At 51.0% G+C, this 22,340-nt stretch carries 20 protein-coding genes; 3 read left to right on the top strand and 17 right to left on the bottom strand.

Annotation, left to right across the window (positions count from 1 at the left end; genetic code table 11):
- Positions 1–42 precede the first annotated feature (42 nt).
- From EYB31_RS10330 to EYB31_RS10370, 9 genes are all read right to left on the bottom strand, one after another.
- Positions 43–1,428 carry a HAMP domain-containing sensor histidine kinase gene (locus tag EYB31_RS10330; RefSeq protein ID WP_240762272.1) on the bottom strand — a complete coding sequence of 462 codons (1,386 nt, stop codon included), beginning with the start codon at positions 1,426–1,428 and terminating at the stop codon, positions 43–45.
- A 14-nt stretch (positions 1,429–1,442) separates the two neighbouring features.
- Positions 1,443–2,117 (bottom strand): response regulator transcription factor, encoded by a 675-nt coding sequence (locus EYB31_RS10335; protein ID WP_131013215.1) that lies wholly within the window; start codon positions 2,115–2,117, stop codon positions 1,443–1,445.
- A gap of 147 nt (positions 2,118–2,264) precedes the next feature.
- Complete coding sequence (locus EYB31_RS10340; RefSeq protein WP_131013216.1) at positions 2,265–3,200, bottom strand: aldo/keto reductase; 936 nt, start codon at positions 3,198–3,200, stop codon at positions 2,265–2,267.
- A gap of 48 nt (positions 3,201–3,248) precedes the next feature.
- Positions 3,249–4,334, bottom strand: a complete 1,086-nt coding sequence (locus EYB31_RS10345) for an iron-containing alcohol dehydrogenase family protein (RefSeq protein ID WP_165452324.1) — start codon at positions 4,332–4,334, stop codon at positions 3,249–3,251.
- Positions 4,335–4,635: 301 nt separating this feature from the next.
- On the bottom strand, positions 4,636–5,481 hold the full coding sequence (locus EYB31_RS10350; protein ID WP_131013218.1) for a carbohydrate ABC transporter permease: 846 nt from the start codon (positions 5,479–5,481) through the stop codon (positions 4,636–4,638).
- A gap of 3 nt (positions 5,482–5,484) precedes the next feature.
- The gene (locus tag EYB31_RS10355) at positions 5,485–6,390 is read right to left on the bottom strand and encodes a carbohydrate ABC transporter permease (RefSeq protein WP_131013219.1); all 906 of its coding nucleotides are present in this window, start codon (positions 6,388–6,390) and stop codon (positions 5,485–5,487) included.
- Between the two features lie 114 nt (positions 6,391–6,504).
- The gene (locus EYB31_RS10360) at positions 6,505–7,863 is read right to left on the bottom strand and encodes an ABC transporter substrate-binding protein (protein ID WP_131013220.1); all 1,359 of its coding nucleotides are present in this window, start codon (positions 7,861–7,863) and stop codon (positions 6,505–6,507) included.
- 108 nt (positions 7,864–7,971) lie between these two features.
- Positions 7,972–9,525, bottom strand: coding sequence for a response regulator transcription factor (locus EYB31_RS10365; RefSeq protein WP_131013221.1), 1,554 nt, complete (start codon positions 9,523–9,525; stop codon positions 7,972–7,974).
- Positions 9,500–11,290 carry a sensor histidine kinase gene (locus EYB31_RS10370; protein WP_131013222.1) on the bottom strand — a complete coding sequence of 597 codons (1,791 nt, stop codon included), beginning with the start codon at positions 11,288–11,290 and terminating at the stop codon, positions 9,500–9,502. Before EYB31_RS10370 ends, EYB31_RS10365 begins: the two co-directional genes overlap by 26 nt.
- Positions 11,291–11,548: 258 nt before the next feature.
- Here EYB31_RS10370 and yqeK point away from each other — a divergent pair, with 258 nt between their 5' ends.
- Genes yqeK through EYB31_RS10385 form a run of 3 tightly spaced genes read left to right on the top strand, consistent with a single transcriptional unit; the run spans position 11,549 to position 13,683 of the window.
- Positions 11,549–12,214 carry a bis(5'-nucleosyl)-tetraphosphatase (symmetrical) YqeK gene (gene yqeK, locus EYB31_RS10375; RefSeq protein ID WP_170318218.1) on the top strand — a complete coding sequence of 222 codons (666 nt, stop codon included), beginning with the start codon at positions 11,549–11,551 and terminating at the stop codon, positions 12,212–12,214.
- Positions 12,215–12,273: 59 nt separating this feature from the next.
- Entirely contained in the window at positions 12,274–12,786 is a 513-nt protein-coding gene (locus tag EYB31_RS10380; RefSeq protein ID WP_131013223.1) for an acyl-CoA thioesterase, read from the top strand.
- 42 nt (positions 12,787–12,828) lie between these two features.
- Positions 12,829–13,683 carry a sugar phosphate isomerase/epimerase family protein gene (locus tag EYB31_RS10385; protein WP_131013224.1) on the top strand — a complete coding sequence of 285 codons (855 nt, stop codon included), beginning with the start codon at positions 12,829–12,831 and terminating at the stop codon, positions 13,681–13,683.
- On the opposite strand, the gene EYB31_RS10390 is transcribed toward EYB31_RS10385, so the two are convergent.
- From EYB31_RS10390 to EYB31_RS10425, 8 genes are all read right to left on the bottom strand, one after another.
- Positions 13,680–14,699 (bottom strand): alpha/beta hydrolase family protein, encoded by a 1,020-nt coding sequence (locus EYB31_RS10390; protein WP_131013225.1) that lies wholly within the window; start codon positions 14,697–14,699, stop codon positions 13,680–13,682. The two genes, EYB31_RS10385 and EYB31_RS10390, sit on opposite strands and share 4 nt — an antisense overlap.
- 423 nt (positions 14,700–15,122) lie before the next feature.
- The gene (locus tag EYB31_RS10395; protein ID WP_131013226.1) at positions 15,123–15,848 is read right to left on the bottom strand and encodes a glycerophosphodiester phosphodiesterase; all 726 of its coding nucleotides are present in this window, start codon (positions 15,846–15,848) and stop codon (positions 15,123–15,125) included.
- A 93-nt stretch (positions 15,849–15,941) separates the two neighbouring features.
- Positions 15,942–17,093 carry a mannitol-1-phosphate 5-dehydrogenase gene (locus tag EYB31_RS10400; RefSeq protein ID WP_131013227.1) on the bottom strand — a complete coding sequence of 384 codons (1,152 nt, stop codon included), beginning with the start codon at positions 17,091–17,093 and terminating at the stop codon, positions 15,942–15,944.
- 52 nt (positions 17,094–17,145) lie between these two features.
- Positions 17,146–18,150, bottom strand: a complete 1,005-nt coding sequence (locus EYB31_RS10405; RefSeq protein WP_206105450.1) for a galactitol-1-phosphate 5-dehydrogenase — start codon at positions 18,148–18,150, stop codon at positions 17,146–17,148.
- Between the two features lie 100 nt (positions 18,151–18,250).
- Positions 18,251–19,018, bottom strand: a complete 768-nt coding sequence (locus tag EYB31_RS10410; RefSeq protein WP_131013229.1) for a glycerophosphodiester phosphodiesterase family protein — start codon at positions 19,016–19,018, stop codon at positions 18,251–18,253.
- 2 nt (positions 19,019–19,020) lie between these two features.
- Positions 19,021–20,046: a phage baseplate protein gene (locus EYB31_RS10415; protein WP_131013230.1), complete on the bottom strand. Its 1,026-nt coding sequence runs from the start codon at positions 20,044–20,046 to the stop codon at positions 19,021–19,023.
- A 31-nt stretch (positions 20,047–20,077) separates the two neighbouring features.
- On the bottom strand, positions 20,078–21,427 hold the full coding sequence (locus EYB31_RS10420; protein WP_131013231.1) for an ABC transporter substrate-binding protein: 1,350 nt from the start codon (positions 21,425–21,427) through the stop codon (positions 20,078–20,080).
- A gap of 55 nt (positions 21,428–21,482) precedes the next feature.
- Positions 21,483–22,292: a carbohydrate ABC transporter permease gene (locus tag EYB31_RS10425; RefSeq protein WP_420819433.1), complete on the bottom strand. Its 810-nt coding sequence runs from the start codon at positions 22,290–22,292 to the stop codon at positions 21,483–21,485.
- Between the last annotated feature and the right edge of the window lie 48 nt (positions 22,293–22,340).

The following is a 22,340-nucleotide window of genomic DNA, read 5'->3' on the forward strand; positions in this document are numbered from 1 at the left end:
ATATCGTAGCGGCCGCAGGTTAAAAAGAAAGGAGCGTTTTGTTTAAATTTTGTTTAAGATTTTCGGGGAAATATACATGCTGGTGCCGTGAACCGTACTGACAATCTCCCAATTCAGGTTCATTTCCCGTGCCATTAACGAGACGATCGACAAGCCGATACCGGCTCCTTTGTCGGCAGATTGCGACTCGATACCCGGTCCTTTGTCTTGAATCACAACAGCGCTCCCCTCCTCCGCTTGCTCTATACGAACACCCACGTAACGCCCGGTTTTGGCGTGCCGGACGATATTCTGAAAAATATTATCCAATATTCGCGAGAACCACTGCGGATCGACCTGCCAATATACGGCATGATCCGGCAAGCTCACATCCGCCGCGATGCCTTCTTTCTCAAATACGGGATACCATGAAGCGACGGAAGTGCGCAGCAGCCGGATGACATCCGTTTCTTTCAGCTCCAATGGATATTTCCCCGCCGACAAAAGCGTATACGACATCAAATTTTCGATCAGGCGCGCCAAATCGTCAATTTTCAGATCGATCAATTCAAGCGAAGCTTTGCCTTTGTCCGTTAACGGTTCTTTATGCAAAGAATAAGCGTGTCCGCGGATTGTAGTCAGCGGCGTGCGGATGTCGTGCGACAAATTGGCGATCAGCTGCTTGCGCAAATGTTCTTCTTCTTTCTCCCGTTGTCTGCCGCTTGTCAATTCATCGATCATATGATTAAAAGCCCGCTCCAATTGGCCGATCTCATCTTGTTTATGCACGGAAACCGCCTCCGGAATGCCGGTATCGTCCGTCTCCGTCATCGCTTCCTGCAAATGCACAAGCCGCTTGCGGATTTTATAAAAAAACATCCAAGATGCAAAAAGAAAAAAGGCCAAAATGCTTAAAATAATGGCGATCAGAATCCGGCTGTCCGATTGCTCGAAGCGGACCGGCTTCATAAGCGAACGGGCCACTTGAATGGTCATAAACCCTTGCTCCGGCTTTTCGCCGATAAAAGCGACCACCGTAAACGGGTCGCCGTCGGTGCTGGCTTTCATAAATTGAATGCTGTCTGCTGCCGTCCATTGCCGCGGCAAAGCCGTCTGCTCGGGGAGCATCAGCTTTGTTGCGCCGGTTCCATCCACCCAAAACATCGACGCCAGCGGATAACGCTGCTTTAACGACTTGAGCTGCTTGTCGATCGTTTCTGCATCGGCTCCGTTTAGCTTCTCCGCTTCATTATGCCACATGGTTTGGATCGTGCCGCTATTTGCGTAAATGTTGTTTTCGGTTGGGATGCCGGTAAACATCCTGGGCACAGAATAAACGGCCAATGAAGAGACCATAATGATCGGCCATATCATGACCGCAATCACAATAATCAATAAATATTTGGCCAGCAATGAATGACGGAATTTCATTTCTGTCCGGAATTTCATTTTCCTTCCGAATATCATGGCTTCACCCGGTATCCGATACCGCGGATCGTTTCGATAATTTCCGGATTTCCCGGATCGCTTTCGATTTTTTCACGAAGATGGCGGATATGCACCATAAGCGTTTTATCGCCTTCGATGTAGGGCTCGCCCCACACCGCTTCGAATATCTGTTCTTTCGTTAAAATTTGATTCGAGTGGCGCAGCAAATACGAGAAAATTTGAAACTGCTTGCCCGTTAAAATGATTTCTTCATCGTTACGCGTATCAATCATCCGGTTTTCTTCCGGAAACACCTGCAAATGGCGCAGTTGAACAACCGCCGAAGTCGATTTTTCAGCGCGCCTCAGCAGTACTTCAATCCGTGCCGCCAGCTCATCGGGATGGAACGGCTTGGTCACGTAATCGTCGGCGAAATGCAGCCCGTGCAGCTTGTCCTCTATCGAGGCCCTTGCGGACAACATCAAAATCGGGACATGCGGATATTCCTTCTTCATCCGCTGCCCAACCGTAAATCCGTCGAGTCCCGGCAGCATGACATCCATCAGTACAAGGTCGGTATGGGGCATATGTTCGCCGGCCCGATCGCCGGATGTCAGCCATACGACTTGGTAACCGCGATCGCTCAAATCGCCTTGCAGCCATTTGCCGATGTCCGGATCGTCTTCGATATATAAAAGATTTCGATTCATGAAGGGCCTTCCTTTCCCTTTAACATATGAACAGAGTATACCATGCCGGGGCAGGCAAACCATACATGTTGGCAATGCAAAAAGGATGGCCTTTTAGGCCACCCCTTGTAAATCCAGCATCCATGTTCGGTTAAATAAATATCCGTTTTACGCCTGTGCATCAATAATAGCGAGCACTTGGCCGCTGACTTCATTTAAAGCCTGCAGCTCGTCCGCGGATAAGCTGATCCCCACCGAATCGGCGTTTTCTTGCAAATGTTTGACACTTTGCGTTCCGACAATTGCGGTAGTCAAGCCTTCGCGGTGCAGCAGCCAGCTGATGGCGATTTGGGAAATCGCCGCTCCCTTGGCGTCGGCAATTTCTTTCAGTTTCTCCAGCAGCGCTTTTTCCGCTTCGATATGTTCCGGCAGGAACAACCGGCGGGTGCGGCGGAAATCGTTTTCCTCAATGTGCTTGTCGCCAAAATGGAAGGCGCCGGTCAGAATGCCTTTGGCAATCGAGCTGTAACTCATGATGCCGATGCCGTTGTCCCGGCAGTAAGGCAGCACTTCTTGCTCAATGCCGCGGTGCAGCAGGCTGAATTCGGGCTGGATGATGTCGATTTGGGCGATCTGCGATGCTTCCCGCAACTGCTCGATCGAGAAATTCGACACGCCGATGGCGCGGATCAAACCTTCCTCTTTCAACTTGTTGAACTCGGCTAACGTATCGGCCACCGGCACCTCAAAGCTTGGCCAATGTATGTAATAAATATCGATATAATCGGTTTTGAGCCGCTGCAAACTTGCTTCCGCAGATTTTCTCACATCGGCGGGAGCCAGATTCGCGCGGCTGACTTTGGTTGAGATCACGCAATCTTTGCGGATCCCTTCAAGAGCAGCCCCGACGATTTCCTCGGAATGGCCGTTGCCATACCCTTCCGCCGTATCAAACGTCGTTATGCCCATATCAAAAGCGGCGCGCAGCACCTGCTTATTGTTTTCATCGCTCGTAAATTCCCACGGGCCGCCGCCAAGCTCCCAGCAGCCAAAAGTCAGTGCTGAAACCTGAATGCCCGATTTTCCAAGATCACGATAATTCATCCGATATGTCCTCCTTATGATTTACAGCTTCGTTAGGCCCCGCTTTCCTTACCACAGCTCTACACGCCGAATCGCTTCAATAACCGATTCCTCGGTAACTGCAAACGGCATATTGCCCATTGTCCCATCCGGGGACAAAGCCACCTTGGCCATGTTGTCCCAATCTTGCGGAGTCAACTCCCGTTCGATGCCAAGCTCCCGCAGTTTGAGCGGCAGGCCGATTTCTTTATAGAAATCGAGCAGCTCGGCAATTTCGGCTGTTGGACGATTCTCCAGCGCAAGCTGGACAAGGATCCCGTATGCGACCTTCTCGCCATGATAAGCATGATGCGTATCGGGAATCGCGGTTAAACCGTTATGCACCGCATGGGCCGCCGCCGACCGGCAGTTGTCTTCGCCAAGCCCGCCGACAATACCGCTGAACAAAATGACGGCGTCGATGACTTGTGCCAGCGCATCGCTCGCTTTGCCTTCGCGGGCGTCTGCAACCGCTTGTTTGCTGTGAGCAATTAACGTGTCGAAACAAAGTTTCGCTGCTTGCAATCCGCCGATGGTCGGTAAATTATGCGGTTTGCCCGTTGCCGAAGCGGTCGCCTCATACCACTTGGCGATCGTATCGCCTATCCCGGCCACGAGATAACGGACCGGCGCAGCAGCGAGCAGCTCCGTATCAACCAGCGTCAGCAGCGAATTTCTGTAAAACACCGGAAAATCGACATATACGCCTTCGTCGGTGTACATCACCGACAAATTCGTCACCGCAGCGCATTGCGCCGCCAGTGTCGGTATCGTGACCAGCGGAATGTTCATATCGTTGCTTAATTTTTTGGCGGTATCGATAACCTTGCCGGCGCCAACGCCAACGATCAATTCCACTCCAGGCCCAACAAGCTCTTGCAGTCTGGCGACTTCCGCATAAGAACACTCTCCACGATAAGGAGCTACCTCGTAGGCCACTTCCGCCTCATCCAGACTTTGGCTCAAAGCTTCTCCTGCCTGATTCCACGATTTCGTACCGGTTACAATAAAAATCCGTTTCCCGTAACGCGCGATCCATTCCCCCGCTGTCCGCAATAAGCCGGGTTCTTGGATGTATGCGTTTGGTGTCCCTGCTACAAAATGTACTCCGTTCAATGGGTTCTCCTCCGTTTCATCCCCCATTATAACGCGAACGGAGCCGAACGAACAGCACTTACCTATTTTATAGTTCCTTTACTAGTCTGTAGGGCGGATCCATTTTGTGAATATTTATTCATTCGGTTATGAAGGGTAAGGGAATGGTACGGAAAGCTTGCGTCCGCCTTGAAAACCGTGTTTTTACCGCAAGGTAAATTCAAAATAAACACGGTTTTCACGAGCGGTGGAGTGCCATCCCTTTTCCGTAATAACCGCAGCATGAATAAATATTCACGATTTTTCTCCGCCCCACAGACTCCTACCCCTTCAACCCGCTTGTGCTGATGCCTTCCACGATGAATCTTTGGAAAATGAAAAACACCACACAAATCGGCACAAGCGACAGCGTCGACATCGCAAACATCCCGCCCCAGTTGTTGACCGCTTCGCCGTCAAGGAACAGCTTTAAGGCCAGCGAAACCGGGTACAGCTCCGGTCTGTTCAGATATAACAGCGGATTGATGAAGTCGTCCCAGCGCCAATAGAAAGAGAAAATCGCCGAAGTCATCAAAGCCGGCACAATCAACGGCACGACAACGCGGAAAAATATGCCGAATCTGCTGCAACCGTCCATTTTAGCCGCCTCGTCCAATTCCTGCGGGATTGTCCGGATAAACTGCATAATGAGGAATATAAAAAACGGAGTGCCGAAGTAGTTCGGAACGATAATCGGTTTAAACGATCCCAGCCATTCGAGTTTGGCAAACATAACGTACTGAGGGATGACGGTCACGTCATGCGGCAGCATCATGGTCCCCATGGCACAAGTAAACCAGATGTTTTTTCCTTTGAACGGAATCCGCGCGAAGCCGTACGCGACTAGCGCCGAAGACACGACTGCGCCAATCGTTGAAAGCACAACAATAAAAAGCGAGTTGGCAAAAAAAGTAGCAAACGTGTTGCTGCCGAATCCTTTCCAGCCTGTGGCGTAATTACTCCATTGCACTTCGCCGGGGATTAAGCTGTAAGCCTTAATAAATATTTCGCTATTGGGTTTAAGCGAGCTGGCGGCGAGCCATAGAATAGGGTAAAGCATGACGATAGCCAAAGCGCTGACGACAATGTGGTAGACATATTGATTAAGTTTGACATTCCCGATTCGCATGCGTCATTCCCCTTTCGCTTCGTAATGCACCCATAAAGTGGAAGATTTAAAAATAAGCCACGTCAAAAGCCCGATAATGATCAGCATAATCCAGGCCATCGCCGCAGCGTAGCCCATATCGTAAAGCAAAAACGCCTTCTGATACAAATAAAGCGAATACAGCAGCGTATTGTCGAGCGGGCCGCCTTGTCCCTTGGAGATGATATATGCAGGCGTAAATGCCATAAATGCGGATATCGTCTGCATGATCAGATTAAATAAGATGATTGGGCTGAGCAGCGGCAGCGTAATTCTGAAAAATCGCTGGTACCCGCGGGCACCGTCCACACTAGCCGCCTCGTAATACGACTGCGGGATATTTTTTAGTCCGGCGAGGAAAATGAGCATCGAAGAACCGAACTGCCAGACCGACAAAGCAACTAAGGTCCAGATGGCGGAATCCGGGTTGCCGATCCACGATATGTCCGTTTTGATGCCGATCAGCCCAAGCACGGAGTTGAACAGTCCCTTGTCGCCAAACACCTGCGTCCACATGACGGACACCGCCACGCTGCCGCCGATCAGAGAAGGCATATAATAAGCGGAACGGTATATGCCGATACCGCTGACAGCTGCCTTCAGCAGCATGGCAACACCTAACGCAAAAGCTAGCCGCAGCGGTACGCTGGCAAATACGTAAGTGAACGTCACTCGGAACGATTTCATCAATTTATCGTCATTCGTAAACATCTTTTCATAGTTCTCAAACCCTATCCAGCGGGGAGAACTGAGCAGATCGTAATGAGTAAAGGAATAATAAAAGGATGAAATAATTGGATATAAAGTAAATACGAGAAATCCGATGATAAATGGGGAGGTGAAAATGTAACCGACCATATTATCGTTATCTCTCAGCTTTCCCAGCTTCATGGCCCCCACTCCTCATGTTTTGTAGTCGCAAGCTGCGACTCATATATTGCATCATGCGGCTATAAATCGGACCAGGTTCCATACGGATACCTGGTCCGGCGTCTTTAGGCTTTTTTACTTTTTGTTTTTAGCCAATACCGCATTGGCGTCTTTTCTGAACTTAGCCGCCGCATCTTCGATGGAAATCTTTTTGTACAAAATTTGGTCGCCCAAGTCTTTGAGCAGCACGGTTCTTACTTCCGAAGCGCCGACAGGATCGGGAGGATCGTTCGGGCTGCTGTTCTTTTCGGCCCATGCGACATAATCGAAGATCTTCGCTTCTTCCGGCGACAGCAACGGCTTGAGCGCTTCTTTCACTTTGGAGGAAATCGGCACGCCACGCTCGCCTTTGATAATTTTGTTCGCTTCGATGTCGTTGGTGAAATAGTCGATGAATTTAACCGCTTCGTCTTTCAGTTTGGAATTGGAAGTTACCGAGAAATATTGGCTAGGCTTCATGAACAACCCTTTGTTGATGTTTGGTCCAGGTGGCGGAACAAGCTCAAGCGGACGTTTGGCTGCCATGCCGTGTGCCAGGAACTGGTTGGACCAAGCTTGAACGGTCGCCGAATTGCCAAATGCTAACTCGTCGTCCTCAGGTACCCCTTTCTTCTGGGCCGCTTTGTCCAGCGGAAGAACGTAACCCGCTTCATACCATTTTTGGTAGCGCTTAAAATAATCGACAAACAGCTTGTCGTCGGTATAACCAAGCGCCGTGCCATCAGCTTTAAACAGCGATTGACCGTTGGTTCTCAAGAAGTAGTTGAAATATACGTCGTAGGCGTACCCTTGGGAAAGCAGCTTCCCTGTGCTTTTCAGCTTTTGCGCGTAAGACTCCAAATCGTCCCAAGTCGCTCCGGTTTTGTTGTAATCGACTCCGGCTTTCTTCATCATGTCCATATCGACAAATGAACCAAGCGCGTTAACTCCCAGCGTTACGGCATAATATTTGCCGTTGATGGAGCCGACGTCAATAATGTCTTTGCTGACCGAACTCATGTCGAGCAGGCCGTTTTTCGTATAGGGGTTCAGGTCGACAAGCTGGTTCCTGTCGGCATATTGTGTGATATAAGCGTAGTCCATCTGAATAACGTCAGGCAGTTGGTTAGCCGCAGCTTGCGGAGCAAGCTTTTTCCAATAGTCGTCAAAGCTCGAATATTCGGTTTCTATCTTGACGTTCGGATGCAGCTTCATGTACATATCGATGACTTTTAATGTGTAGTCATGACGCGCTTGCCCGCCCCACCATGCAACGCGGAGTTTGACCGGATCTTTGCTTGCTTCTTTTTTTGCGTCCCCGCTTGCCGCAGGCGCTGCTGGTGCCGCCGCTTTGCCGTCTCCCGCTGCCGGAGTCGCTGCAGGCTGATTGCCGCCGCAACCTGCGGCCGTAAGAACCAGTGCCAACGATAGTATAGATGTGAGTGTCTTTTTCAAATTTTACCTTCCCCCTATACGTTAAGATATTGCGCTTCCTCCACATTATCTCTGAAACCGCTGTCATAATGAATCCAAATATCCGACATCATTGTTCAAAAAACCGAGTTACGACGGCAATTTCATAAATTCGGAAGGCGTACAGCCTGCATATCTCTTAAACACCTGGCTGAAATATTGGGGGTTATCGCCAAAACCGAGCTGCTCCGCGAGCTCGAATATTTTTACATCGTTATTTTGCGAAATCAATTTGGTCGCTTTGGCGACCCGTTCTCTCATCACGTAGTTCGAAAACTTCTCGCCGGTTTCTTTACGAAACAGCTTTCCCAAATAGTCCGCGTTCATATAAAGCATCTGCCGCGCAACCCAGTTCAAAGAAAGCTCGGAATTGCCGAGCTGCTCCGTGACAATAGCCTCCATCTTGCGGACGATCGCCGAATGTTTACTGACATTGTTCTCATATATGCGGCGGGTAATGTCCTCAGCGACGGAACAGAAAAACGACTCGATCGACGACAATGTTTCCATTTCAGTGAGCTCAACCAGTTTGCCCATATTGCGATTCATGCCGCTAGGCTCGCTGAGGCGGACGATCGACATAAACAGCTGGATCACATACGATTTCACGGTGTGAATGTCCGAACGCAATGCCGCCAGCTGCTTGAAAAATTGCCCGATCCACTTCTCCGCTTCTTCCCAGCAGCCGCTTTTCATATGCAAAATAAGGCATTCCTCGTCGAATGTGAACTCCTTGGGTTCCCACAAATAACCGGACGGCAAATCACGCTGGGTAATGAGGCTTCCCTCGCCCAAATAAAACCGGTGCTTCAGGCATTCCAACGTCTGCTTGTATAAACTTCTGGCTTGAACCATCTCGTCGGCTTCGCTTAAAGCAGCCGTAATATCGACCTTGTAATATTCCAAAAACGTTCTGCGGATCCCGGCGATCCGCTCGTGCAGCTCTTCCGGCCGTTCCCAGTCCTCCAGCACGATCAATACGTGCTTGCCGACCGTTGTGCTGAGCACGGAGCTGCCTAACAATTCTTCGGCAATATTTTTCACGGCAAACATATGCTCGAATTCGAAGCTTTTCTCCAATTGAAACAGGATAAGTCTGATTTTTTGCCGTTCCCAAGGAAGGCAGAACAATTTGCGGTAATATTCCCAGTCCGTGGAGCCGTACGTTTTATTCGTGACAAACTCCTTCAGAAACTGTTCCTTGACATGCGGCAGCACCTTATTCATTCCGTCCCGAAGATGACTAACGAACTGCTCTTTTCGCTTCGTCTGATCCAACTCCTCGGCCAGTTCCCGCAGCGCTTCGACAATTTTGTTCTCATTGCACGGCTTCAGCAAATAATGTTTGACGCCATGCTGCATAGCCGATCTTGCATATTCAAATTCACTGAATCCGGACATCAGAATAAAACGGATATGCGGATGGCTCTCCCTTGTTTTGGCGACAAGCGCAAGCCCATCCATTCCGGGCATCCGGATGTCGCTCAGCACGATGTCCGGCGGATCCTGCAATATACGGTCATACGCTTCTTCACCGTTGCGGGCCGTGCCTGCAAGCATCGTTCCCGCCGAAGCCCAGTCGACGATCCGCGAGATGCCGTCAACAATAATCCGTTCATCATCCACGAGCAGCACTTTTAACATGTCGATCCCTCATTTCATATGGCAGCCGGACGGTCACCGTTGTGCCCTGACCCGGAGCGCTGTCGATTTCAACGCCATAGGCATCCCCAAAGGAAAGCCGGATGCGTTCCTGAATATTTTTAAGTCCTATACCTCTGCCTTGCGTGACAACTTCGCCGCGGCTGATCTTATCCAGCAGCTCCGGCTGAATGCCGGGTCCGTTGTCCTTCACGGTCAGCAGCAGCACCCCTTGCTGCTCGACGGCCGACACGGTGATGCGGCATAAGCGGATCATCTGCTCCAATGCATGCTGAATGGCATTTTCCAATATGGGTTGGACGGTCAGCTTAGGAATTTTACAATCGTAGAGCCATTCTGGAACGTTCATCTGGAATTCGAGCCGTTCCTCGAAACGATAATTTTGAATGGTCATATAATGAGCGGCGATTTCCAATTCTTCACCGACCGTCAGTAGAGGTTCCTCAAACCGGACCGAACTTCGCAGCAGAAAGCCAAGCGCCTCCACCATATTGGAAATTTGCGGCTGGCCGTTTACTTTCGCGAGCCAGTTAATCGATTCGAGCGTATTGTACATAAAATGGGGGTTGATTTGCGCCTGCAATGCCTTAAATTCCGTCTCCTTGATTATGAGCTGCTTGGCGTAATTTTCAGTGATCAGTTCTTCAATACGCTGGATCATCACGCGAAAGGTTCTATGCAGCTGCCCTACTTCATCCATCGGCAGGGAGATTGGCGCGTTACTCCCCCAATCCGTCTCCGCAAGATGGAATTCGCCTTTCTGCACCTGCTTCATCTTGCCGATCAGATCTTCAATCGGCATCGTAATGCGCCGCGCGAACCGCATGGAAAGCACGACAACAAACAATAAGCCGAAAATAAAAGCAGCCAGCAGCACCTGCTTCATCCATATAATCTGTTCAAAAATTTTGTCAAACGGAATGAGGCTGTAGTAGGTCCACTCGGTATAACCTGAAAAAATGTGCGAAAAGAAATATTGCTTGCCGTTCAGCTGCTCGATATCGTAGCCGTATTTTCCGGTAATTTTCGTTGGAAGGGTGGGGATATTGCCTTCTTGCGGATAAATAATTTTGCGATCCTGCGCGATCAGCAGCTCGCCGTTTTTCAGCTCGTTTCCGGTAGAAACATCGTCAATGATGCTGTTGAGCTTTATCCGGATCGTGATCGTGCCGAGTTTGTTCAGCGTGAGATTGTAATAAGAACGGATTTGCCGTACAACGGTCAAGGCACGGTCATCGGCATCCGGATACATCCACCGGATACTGCCTTGCCCTTCGTCCGCAGCATTCATAAATTCGGTTTGCTTGTCGAGGGAAATGGGAGTATTTAGCCCTGCGAGGTATTGATTTCCTCTTAAATCGGTTATTTTGATACTATAAACATATTTTTCGGATCCGGCGTATTGCACAAGCCTGCTTTCGAGGTCGGTACGCGCTTTCAATTTTTCGTAGCTGGAAGATTCTTCATTAACGATGGGCAGCCAGCTTTGAATGCCGGTGTCGGTCATGATGGTATAAGACAAGCCTTCGATTTTTTTCAGCTCATTCTCAATGCCGGTTGAGGAAAGGTTAAGCACTTGCGACGATTTTTCGTACAACTCCTTGTCATAGATCGAATATGCATATTGCAGCGCCGCATACGTAATCGAGAAGCCAACCGTCATGATAAACACCATCAGCAAAAACAGCTTCTGCTTGATCTTGAAATTGCTGTACCACTGTGAAACACGTTGCGTCCAATCCGTCATGTCTTCCACCGCCTGCGTGAATTGCGTTCCTGCTGCCGTGTTGCCCGAAACTTATATTTAAAGAAGTTTTATTTTAGATAATTTAGATGTTCAACGCCCGCATCCGTATTTCCTTCTTGCTTTTTATGGAGATGCGTGGCAATTGCATCAGGACGGGTGGCAGGTGGAAAACTCCCCCTTTTTCCGGTATGATGGCATTATATCATAGAACATTCCTATGCAGGGATCTCCCAATTCAAAAAAGAAACGAGGTCCTCTATGGTTCATCCGGTACTTTCCGAAATGATCGCTCGTTTCCGCCCGAGCGGGAATATGGCCCAGGATGTGCAGCAGTTTCTCAAGCTGCATCACTGTCCGCGAACGGCCGAGCACAGCGTCCGGGTAGCCGTTGTTGCGGCTCAGCTGGCCTCGCGTTTTGGCGGAGTGGATCCGCTTGATGCGGCGGATGCCGGTTATTTGCATGACATTAGCGCCGTTGTACCCATCCCGGAGCGCATCCGGGTAGCCAGAGAGCTAGCGCTGGATGTGCTGCCCGAAGAAGAAGCGTTCCCGCTGATCGTGCATCAGAAAATTTCGGAGACGATGGCGTCCGTTTTGTTCGGAGTAAGCAGCCGCTCCGTCTTAAGCGCAATCGGCTGCCATACGACACTGAAGGCATCCGCTTCGCGGCTGGACATGATCGTATTTGTGGCCGATAAAATCGAATGGGACCAGGCGGGAACACCGCCGTATATTACCCGTTTGACGCAAGCGCTCGACATCTCTCTTGAGCATGGGGCTTTCTCTTATCTGGAGTACATGTGGGAGCAGCGCGACCGGCTTAAGGTCGTTCATCCTTGGCTCAAGGAAGCTTATTTCGAGCTGAAGCGGAAAATTCAAGACGCCGATGCCGACGTGAATCGGGATCAGGATCGGGATCGTTAACCATTCTTTCCGCCATCGCTGCACACAGAGATTATTTTACGAAAAGGGGCATCACACCAATGGAACAAAGTCCAATTAAACTATCCCGCTGCTACAAAACGGCCCGCGTATTCCCAACCGACGTCAACAACCACAATACGCTGTTTGGCGGCAAGCTGATGGCGTATATCGACGACATCGCTTCAATATCGGCCTCGAAGCATTGCCGCAGATCGGTTGTTACCGCTTCGACCGACTCGGTCGACTTTTTGTTTCCGATTCGCCCGACCGATTCGGTCTGTCTCGAATCTTTTGTCACCTGGACCGGAAAAAGCTCCATGGAGGTATTCGTTAAAGTCATTACGGAAGATTTGAAAACCGGGGAACGGAAAATCGCCGCCACTTCCTTTTTAACTTTTGTCGCATTGGATGAAAATAAGAAACCTGTAACGGTCCCTCACGCCATTCCCGAAACCGAAGAGGAAAAAAGGTTAAACGAAACCGCTCTGCATCGTGCCGAAATGCGGCGCAGCCGCAGAGAAGGCAGCAAAAAATTCGCCGATTACTTGACAACGACATTCCCTTGGGAATAAACCGCTTATTTCACAACTCATGGAGAAAGAGGAGATATATCGATGAATCTTGGCATCTTAGCCCATTGCTACGGGAAACTTCCGCTGGAAGAATTGGCCGTTAAAATCGGTGCGGGGGGCTTCAATTCCGTTCAGCTGGCGCTGGCCAAAGCGCTCGCCGATGTCGAATCCGGTCTCGGCCAGCTCAGCCCGGGACTGGCGAACTACGTCGCCGAATCGTTTGACCGCCGTGGGGTGCGCATTGCAGTGCTTGGCTGCTACATCAATCCGATTAATCCCGATCAAGCCGCCAGAAGGTACGAAATCGACAGGTTCAAGGAGCATCTGCGTTATGCCCGCGATTTCGGCGCTTCCATGGTAGCCACGGAAACCGGAAAGCTGACGACGTATCAGGAGCAAAACCCCGACGGCTACCAGCAGGTAGCCTGGAACCTGCTGCGCGAGACGGTGGAAGAACTGGCCGAGGAAGCCGAAAAATGGGGCGTTATGCTTGCCATAGAACCGGCAACCTCACTTGTCATCCACGATACCGACGGCATGGTCCGCTTGCTCGCAGAGGTGCCTTCCTCCAACATCGGCGTCGTCATCGACCCCGTCAATTTGCTGGAAGGATACAACATCGAGCGGCAAGATGAAGTCATGATCGATGCGTTCAGCAGACTTGGACACAAGACAGCGCTCATCCATGCCAAGGACATCGTGATGGATCCAAACGGGCAAAAAAAATACGCCCCGGTCATCGGACAGGGCATATTAAACTATCCATTATTCATGAGTTTGCTCAAAAAACATAAACCGTTTATCGACGTATCGCTGGAAGGGCTTGAAGAAAGACATATCGCCACCTCAGCCGCATTCGTCAGAGAACAATGGAAGAAGGCCGGGAGCGCGAATTAAACGCGCTCCTTCAACCAATCAAACGACCGTCGGCCGGAAACCTCATGTTTGCCTTCAAAAATATCATGCTCCACTGCGCTTTCCGCTCCGCTTCCGCGGTAAATCCGCTCAAGCTGGGCAATGGCGTCCAAAGTGCCATGGATCGGGAAGATCGGATCGCTGCTCCCGGCTTCGACCAGAAGCGGCCGGGGGGCGATCAGCCCGATCAGATCAGGCATTTCCGCCCATTCCAGAATCCCCGGAATATAGTTGTCGATACAGTGGCTCATCGCCAAAATGCTGTCTTTAAACGTATTGGTGTATCCGCTTACAACCGTCGCGCCGATCCGTTCGTCCAATGCCGCCGTAAATCCGGCTACCAGCCCGCCGCCGGACAACCCCATCATGCCAAGCCGTCCCGCTTGCGCTTCATCCCTTCCGAGAATATAATCGATGGCCCGCATCGTCTCATACACGCGATGCCCGCCCAATGTGCGGCCTCTCATTAACAAAGCCGCCGCAAGGCGGAAGCATGAATTTTCATTTGGTCCCTTTTCGATATCCTCCGCAAGCCTGCGGTCGCCAAAACCGATCAACTCCGGCGCAATGACCAGAAAACCTCGCTCAACAAGCTCCACTGCCATATTTTTATGAAGATTCGGCTCTCCCGCAAGATCGCTGCCATCCGGCTTCAGCCCTACCACCTCGCGGCTGCCGTACCCGTGACCGTGACTTGCCACGGCAACCGGGAAAGGTCCGGGGGAACCACTCGGGATCAGCACGTAAGCCGGCATTCTTAAACCGGGATACGTCGTTATCTCTATCCGCTCCCTGATATAGCCGTCAAGCTCGACTCGTTCCAGCAGCGCGGGTTCCAAAGCTGCGCGTTCGGACGGAAATCCGCCCAGCGCTTCAATGAAGCGGGCCTTAAGCTGATGGCGCCACTCCTGCCAATCGGAAGATCCGTCTGCGTTCCATGAAAGCTTCGGCTTGTCTGCCGGATACAACTGGTTTAAATAATCATCGATTTGGTACATGCGCTACTCTCCCGTCGATCCAAGTTTAAGGCAGGTCAAAGACCAACTGATTCTCGTTCCAGCCGGCGCTTCGGAAAGCGTCTGCCGGGGTGTATTCGCTTGATCGCTGCATGTTCAGGTATCCGAAAACGACCGCCTAACCACATGATACCATCATCAAGCGGTTTTGGCTGCTTCAACCGAAAAAAGAGTCTTGTCCTCGGGGTGGCCGCTGAAAAAGTGAACGCTGCATGAGCGAATCATGCTTACGATCACCAATTGTCCCCGGATTTCTTTGAATTTACCTGCTTGCGGCAGGTGAAATTCGGGGACAAAAGCGAACGCTGGCGCTTCTCCAGCATGATTTCGCTCCCTCCGCAACTTTTACAGCGGCCACGTCCTCGGGAAGTATTCGGGGAGCAGCGTTTTCGCATGTATTTGCTCCTAGTCGGTGTGCAGTTCGGGATGGCTGTGGTAAAAGTCCGCCCAGCGCCCCAATTCATTGGTCGTAATCAACGCATTCGGATACTTCGCAGCGATAAGCTCCATGTCCGCCAGGGTGTCGACCGGCCAAGGTCCGGATATAATGCCGCGCTCTTCAATCATGTTTTCGTACTCCGGCGTCAAGAAACGAAGTTGCACGCCCAGAAAGTCGCAGTCGATTTCTTTCATAAACGGGAACACATAAGGCATGCTGCCGCTGCAAATCATGCCCAGACGAATGTTTTTATCGAGCTCCCGCATTCTGGCGACCGAAAAATGGTCAAACCCGATCATTCTCGATTGCTCCACAGTACCCGTTTTACGGATAACTTCCAGTGTTTTTTCCTCCAGCCCGGGATAAAGATCCCCTGCTTGCTTGAGCTCGACCAGAATGGAAATTTTGCCCTTCAGCAGGTTTAACGCTTCCTCCAAAGTCGGAATTTCTTCAGTATCTTTGACGCGCAGCCGCTTGAGCTCTTCAAGGGTAAGATCACGAATCATACCTTTGCCGTCCGTCATCCGTTCCACCGAATAATCGTGCATAAGTACCGGAATACCGTCCTTGCTTAAATGAACGTCCAATTCCAGATGCGTATAGTTCATGTCGCAGGCGGCTTGGTATGACGATAACGTGTTCTCCGGAAGTTTTACCGGATACCCCCGGTGTGCAACACCTCTAATTTTCACAATGCCAGCTCCTTTTTCTTTAAAAATGTTGCTATATAAGCCCCGCCAAAGAACTGCCAAGATAAGCAGAGTGACATGGAGAAAGGGAATCGCCTAAACTGATTTTGTCATTGCTTCATAATGCCTAATGATGAGACTATGAACAGGATGACCGACGGCAATTCCGGTAATTTGAGCGACAGCCTCGCGAATTCCCTTGGATTGGATCAGCTTCTGCAGCTCGATTGCTTCCGCGTCGTGCTGATCATCGAACATAAGCGCCGCCGCCATCGCTTTCGCTAAATGGTGGGGTTTAATGCCCAAATCAAAAGCCTGGAGAGCGGGCCGAACCAGTCGATCCTCAGGGGAAAGCTTGCGCAGCGGAGACCGGCTTACTCTCATTATCCCATCGGACAAGTAGGGATTGTGAAATCGTTTCATGATTTTTTCGATGTAATGCTCATGCTCCGCCCTGCTTAAGCCGTACTTTTTCACAAGCAGCGCGCCCGTTTCATTCAGCACCTGCCTTACTTGGGCCGCAATGAGCGGATCGGCCATCGCCTCATGAATGGTGGCATAACCGCTTAAATAACCGAAATAGGCGGCGCTGCAATGTCCCGTATTGACAGTAAACAATTTACGTTCGATATAGCGGTCCAGATGGTCGACATAATCGGCGCCTTTAATTTCGGCAATCCCCGGCGGCTTGCCCGACCGGTCGATCACCCACTCGTAAAAAGGCTCGACAGTCACCTCCAGCGGATCGGCATGATGTTGTATCGGTACGATCCGGTCTACGGCCGTATCGGCAAAATACACAAATTGATCCGCTTGCATGCGTTCTTCTTCGCTTAATCGCTCATACACATGCCGCTTCAAGCGGGAACTGGCGTTAATCGCATTTTCGCAGGCGATCACCTGCAGCGGGCCTGGCGCGCTGCGTCCCTTGGCGGCAATACCTTGCGCGAGCACGTCCGCGATTTGTTCCAGCAAGCTGACTCCAACGGCTGTCGTGACCAGATCCGCTTTTTCGATCATCGAAATAATCTGCTCGGTATCATGACCGCTCACGGCCGAAACACCGCTAACTTCCAATATATCGTGAGTCTCAATAGCCAACGAAACGTTATACCTTCCCCTTTGCCGAAGCAGGGACACTACGTTGTCGTTGACGTCAACAAAACAAATTTGGTAACCCGAACGGGATAACAACAGTCCGATGAATCCCCTCCCAATGTTGCCTGCGCCAAAATGAACAGCTCTCATGTAAACACTCCTCTTACGACCGATACCCCCGGAGAGCTTGATGTTTAAGTGATCAGTTGCTTACATACATCGCTTTAATGACATGTTCGCTGCGGTCCCGAAGCATTCTTAACGCATCGCCAATCCCTTCTATTGAAACGCGATGCGTAATGAGCGGCATGAGCCGCAGCTTGCCGGACGAGATACAATCAAGCACAAGCCGCCATTCATTCAGCGGCGTATTTGCATAATAAGAATTCCATGTGCCGATGATCGTTAAGCTTTTGCGGAGAATTTCCCAATATCCCTTTTGCGACAACGTCATGTCGCCGGCCGGATTGCCCATCAGCACGATTTTGCCGAAAGTACGGGTCGTATGCATCGCATTCTCGAAAGAAGCCGGACTGCCCGCGCCTTCTACCGTTACATCGGCGCCGCGTCCTTCAGTCCGCTCTCGCACCCATGCAGTCACATCGCCGGCCGCTGCGTTAAAAACTTCTGCAATGCCAAGCCCGCGCGCAAAATTCAGCTTCTGCTCGTCGAGATCAACTAACATAACGCGGCCCGCTCCCCATATACCGGCCCATTGCGCCAGCATTAGGCCGATCGGCCCCGCTCCATAGATCAGCACGGTATCGCCGATGCCAACTCCGGCCTGGCGAAGCGCATGTACGGCAACAGCCGCAGGTTCCGTCATCGCCGCTTCTTCGTAGGTTACACCTTCGGGCATCAGCAGCACGTTCCATAACGGCACCGCAATGTATTCGGCAAATGCCCCGTCGCAGCGCGAGCCCATATAGCTGTAATGCTGGCATTGCGCATATTGGCCGACTTCGCACGCCGTGCAATTGCGGCACGGAAGCAGCGGAAATACCGCCGCCCCCCTGCCAATCAGCGATTCGTCGACGCCTTGGCCCACGGCTGTAATTTCGCCGGAAAATTCATGGCCCGGCACCGTCGGAAACGTATAGGTGCCCTTGGTAAAAACACGCGGAATATCGGAGCCGCAGATGCCGCAAGCCCGAACCTTAAGCAGCACCTCACCCGGACCGGCAAGCGGCCGTACTCTTGTCTCCAAACGAATATCTCCGATTCCATAAAGCGGCCAAGCCTTCATCTTTCTCTGTCCCTTCTGTCCTGCAAATTCCGCGAATGATTTCGCGGACATCAGCGTCTAGTTAGTTACCTGTTTGCGCATGCCGCCGGATGTCCATCGCCGGAAGCGGATCGTTGCAGGTCAGCAAGTGCACGCCGCAGCCAAGCGCATAATAGACCGTCTTGGCGTCATCCGTACAATAGCAGCCGACCACAAGGCCCATCTCCTGAAATTGCCCTGCCAATGCGGGAGTCAGCAGTTTCATGCTGATTCCGACCGACCACATTTTCGAATACGTGCCGCCCGCGCCTTCTACGAAATGGGACATCAGCTCCCCGGGGAACCCTTGTGTTTTTAGCTGATACGCATCGTGAATATAAGCGACAATATCCGCATCGAAGCTGGTAAAGATACAGCGGCCCAGAAAATCGTAGTCCGCCAACATCGCGATAGCCGCATCCGCAACCTCACGCGCATGTTCGTCTGGCTTGATTTCCACATTCAGCAAAGTGCCGGGATATGCCGTTAGCAGCTCGCAGAGCTCCTGCAAGGTTGGGATCTTGAGGCCTTCGAACGATTTGCCGAGCCATCCCCCGGCATCCAGTCCCTTAAGCTCCTCCAGCGTATAATCGCTCACCCGGCCTGTGCCGCTGGTCGTGCGGTCCAGCGTTTCGTCGTGGATGACAACAATCGTTTTATCCTTGGAAAAACGAAGATCGAACTCCAGCACATCGATCCCCATCTCCAGCGACTTCTGAAAGGCGAGCAGCGTGTTTTCCGGATATGCGGATTTATATCCCCTATGCCCGACCAAAAGCATCGACCGGTGGTCTTTCAAACGTTCTATCATGGCTAATCTCCCTTATCCGACTCATTGTGAACCGGCAGCAGCTTTCTCAGCGCGAATAAATTGGCCATTCTTGCCCCGGTTTCACCCGATGCGAATCCGACAACCAGTTCGGCTTTATATGGCTGCTTGATATCGGGAACTCGAATGCCAAGGCCCTCCGGTTCCCTGAATGACAAGTCCGCCCCTGCCGTAATCAGCTGCTTGTCGGCCGTTTTCCCGCTTCCCCAATCCACGGCGGCAATGTACGTATTTCCGACAGGAGGTTTGGATGCTTTATTCTCATACGAATCGCCCTCCAGCAAATACAACGTATTCCCGTAGGACGCGAACCCTTGCACCGTACCCATCGTCGGCTGCCGCACTGTGGCTATAGGTTTATACTGCTTTTTCTTTACTTCTTCAAGATCAAACGTGCTGAACTGGAACACGCCGTCCTTGCGGTAACGCATCGTCAGTATGTTGTGGGCGGAATCAATGTTCAGCGTCGTACGGTCGGAACCTTCGATCAGTTGATGTTTCTCCAGCTCTGGCGAGCTTGCCGTCAATACTTTTTCATGTTCAAACTTAAACCGGGCGAGCTGAGTGCCGTAACTGGCGTTGGAGTCCGTCTCTGTCCACATATAAGCGTCATCGCCGGCAGGCTCCACTCCGAACCCTACTCCATGGCCAAAACCTTTCAAATACATGTACCCCAATATGTTTCCCGACGAATCCAGCTTCGTTAACGTCAAATCGCCATGCGCCGCCCGGTCGGCCGAGTCAACCGGGCTTTTCTCGCCCGGAAGCTGCAGCCCTCCCGCCGTAACTTGCGTGAAATAAATCTGTTTGTGCGTGTTGTCAAAAGCAAACGATTGATGGATCGTCCGGTTATACAGCGCCTTGCCCAACAGCAAATCTTCCGCCGGTTCGGACAACACAAACCTCTGGGCTTTCGAATCAGGCGCCGGAGCGCCGCAAGACGCGAGCAGCGGCAGCAATACGATCACGAGTACGAAAAGTACAAGCCGGCGCGGCCATCTTCCGCTCATCGGGCGCTCCCTCCTTGATAAGATTTCATCATTATTTGCCGCTCATCAAACGGTCGGCTTCTTTCTTGAAGGTCGTCAGCGTCGACTGAATGTCCTTGTTATCGTACATAATCGCCTGCATGCCTTTGCGGAATTCCTGGACAATCGGCGTCCATGCCAAGTGTTTGTTCGTATCGACAGCATACTGCAGTTGATCGTATGCGACTTTGCGGTTCGGCTCTTTGGCGTACAACTCTTTCATTTCCGGAGAATCGACCATCTTTTTCGTAAATGGCAAATAACCGGAATCAATTATAAATTGCTGGCCGCCTTTCGGATCGGTCATCAGCCAATACATGAATTCCCAAGCCGCGTCTTTCTTCTTGGAGGAAGCAAGCATCGTTACGTTGGCCCCGCCGGTCGGATTGGCGTATACATCGTTTTTCGGCAGGTACGAGGTGACATAATTAAACTTCACGCTTTGACCCACTTTCCCGATAATGCCGGTGGATTCAAACAAAATGCCGACCTTGCCGTCGATAAACAATTGGTCGGCAATCGTGCCGGAGTCTTTAACGGGAGGATAATACAACGCTCCGGAATTTTGCAGATCCTTCAAGAAGCTGAACACTTTCGCGCCTACGCCATTGTCGTAAAATCCGATTGACGTACCTTCATCGTTGAAAAACTTGCCCTTGGATTGCGTCATCATCGCGATCAGGTACCAATCGTCAAACGGCATCGTCAAGCCTTGGCGTTTGTATTCGCCGTTTTCTTTAACGACCAGCGCATTGGCGACTTGCTTCAGCTCATCCCAATTGGTCGGTACTTTCAGCCCTTTCTCGTCCAGCAGCGTCTTGTTGACGTGCATGATCGGGGTGGAGCGGTTAAACGGCAGCGTGACCAGTTTTTTATCAAATGTCGAGTGTCCCATCAGACCGGCAACAAAATCGTCGGTGCTTAGGTTGGATTTTTTCATGTAAGGGGTCAGGTCTTCCAAAACGTCGGCGTCCGCAAACAGCTGCACAAAGGAGCGCTCCAGCATGCTGACGTCCGGGGCCGTACCGGCGGCGATGGATTGCTGCAGCTTGGTTACCACATCTTCGTAACCGCCTTGGAAGGTGCCGACAACTTCAATATTCGGGTGAGTATCGTTAAAACGCTTGATCATCGCATCGATGTATTCCCCGTTTTTGCCACCCATGGAGTGCCAATAATCGATGGTCACTTTGCCGCCGGAAGCCGGGGCTTTCGCAGTGGAAGTCGATGCCGCCGGAGCCGGCGTTGATGCCGGGGAAGATTTGGATGGCGTATCGGTAGCCGCCTGCTGTGAACCTCCGCAGCCTGCCAGCAAACTCGCCATCATGGAAACCGCCATGATGATAGATCCTTTTTTGTTCATAAATGTGTTGCCTCCCTTTGTGATTGTTATTATTTGAGGGGACCAAACGGCTGTATTATTTAATCCCCGAATAAACAAACGCTTTGACGATTTGCTTGGAGCAGAACAAATAAACGATAAGAATAGGAACGACAAGCACGACGTTGCCGGCCATAATGATGCTCCAGTTGCTGATCCCTTCGGTCATACGCAGCATGGAGATCCCGATCGTCAGCGGCCTTACGGAAGCCGAATCGGTCATAATAAGCGGCCAGAAATAATCGTTCCAGTGGCTAACGAAGCTGAAAAGCGCAATTGTCGCCAGCGCCGATTTGGACATGGGAAGCATGATGCTCCAGACGATTTTAAACTCGCTTGCATTGTCCAGCCGGGCCGCTTCGATAATCTCTTCCGTAATTTGCATAAAATATTGCCGCAGCAGGAAGATGCCGAAGGCGTTGGTCATAAAAGGAATAATTTGCGGCAGCAGCGTCTTGCCGAGCCCCCAGTCGGCCATCATTAAATAAACGGGGATAAACGTAATTTGACCGGGGATCATAAATGCCAGCAGCACCAGACCGAACTGCACATTTTTTCCGGCGTATTTATATTTGGCGAAAGCGTAAGACGCCGGAATCATCACAAGCATCTGAATCATAATGATGGAGACGGTAATAATGACGGAATTTTTCCCGTACGTCAGAAACGGTCCCGATTTCATCGCGTCGGCAAAATTGGACCATTGCGGCCATGCCGGAAAAAGCGTGGGCGGAAATCTCATCGTTTCTTCGAATGTCTGAAGCGAAGTTGAAATCATCCATAGAAACGGGACGATAAAGATCAGCAGCACCGCCGTCTTCAGCAGCATATCCAATGCCGATTTCATAGCGCTTACATCATAAGTCTTCAAGTAGGGACTCCTCTTTCCTTGAGT

This window comes from Paenibacillus thalictri (assembly GCF_004307995.1).
Lineage (GTDB): Bacteria > Bacillota > Bacilli > Paenibacillales > NBRC-103111 > Paenibacillus_AF > Paenibacillus_AF thalictri.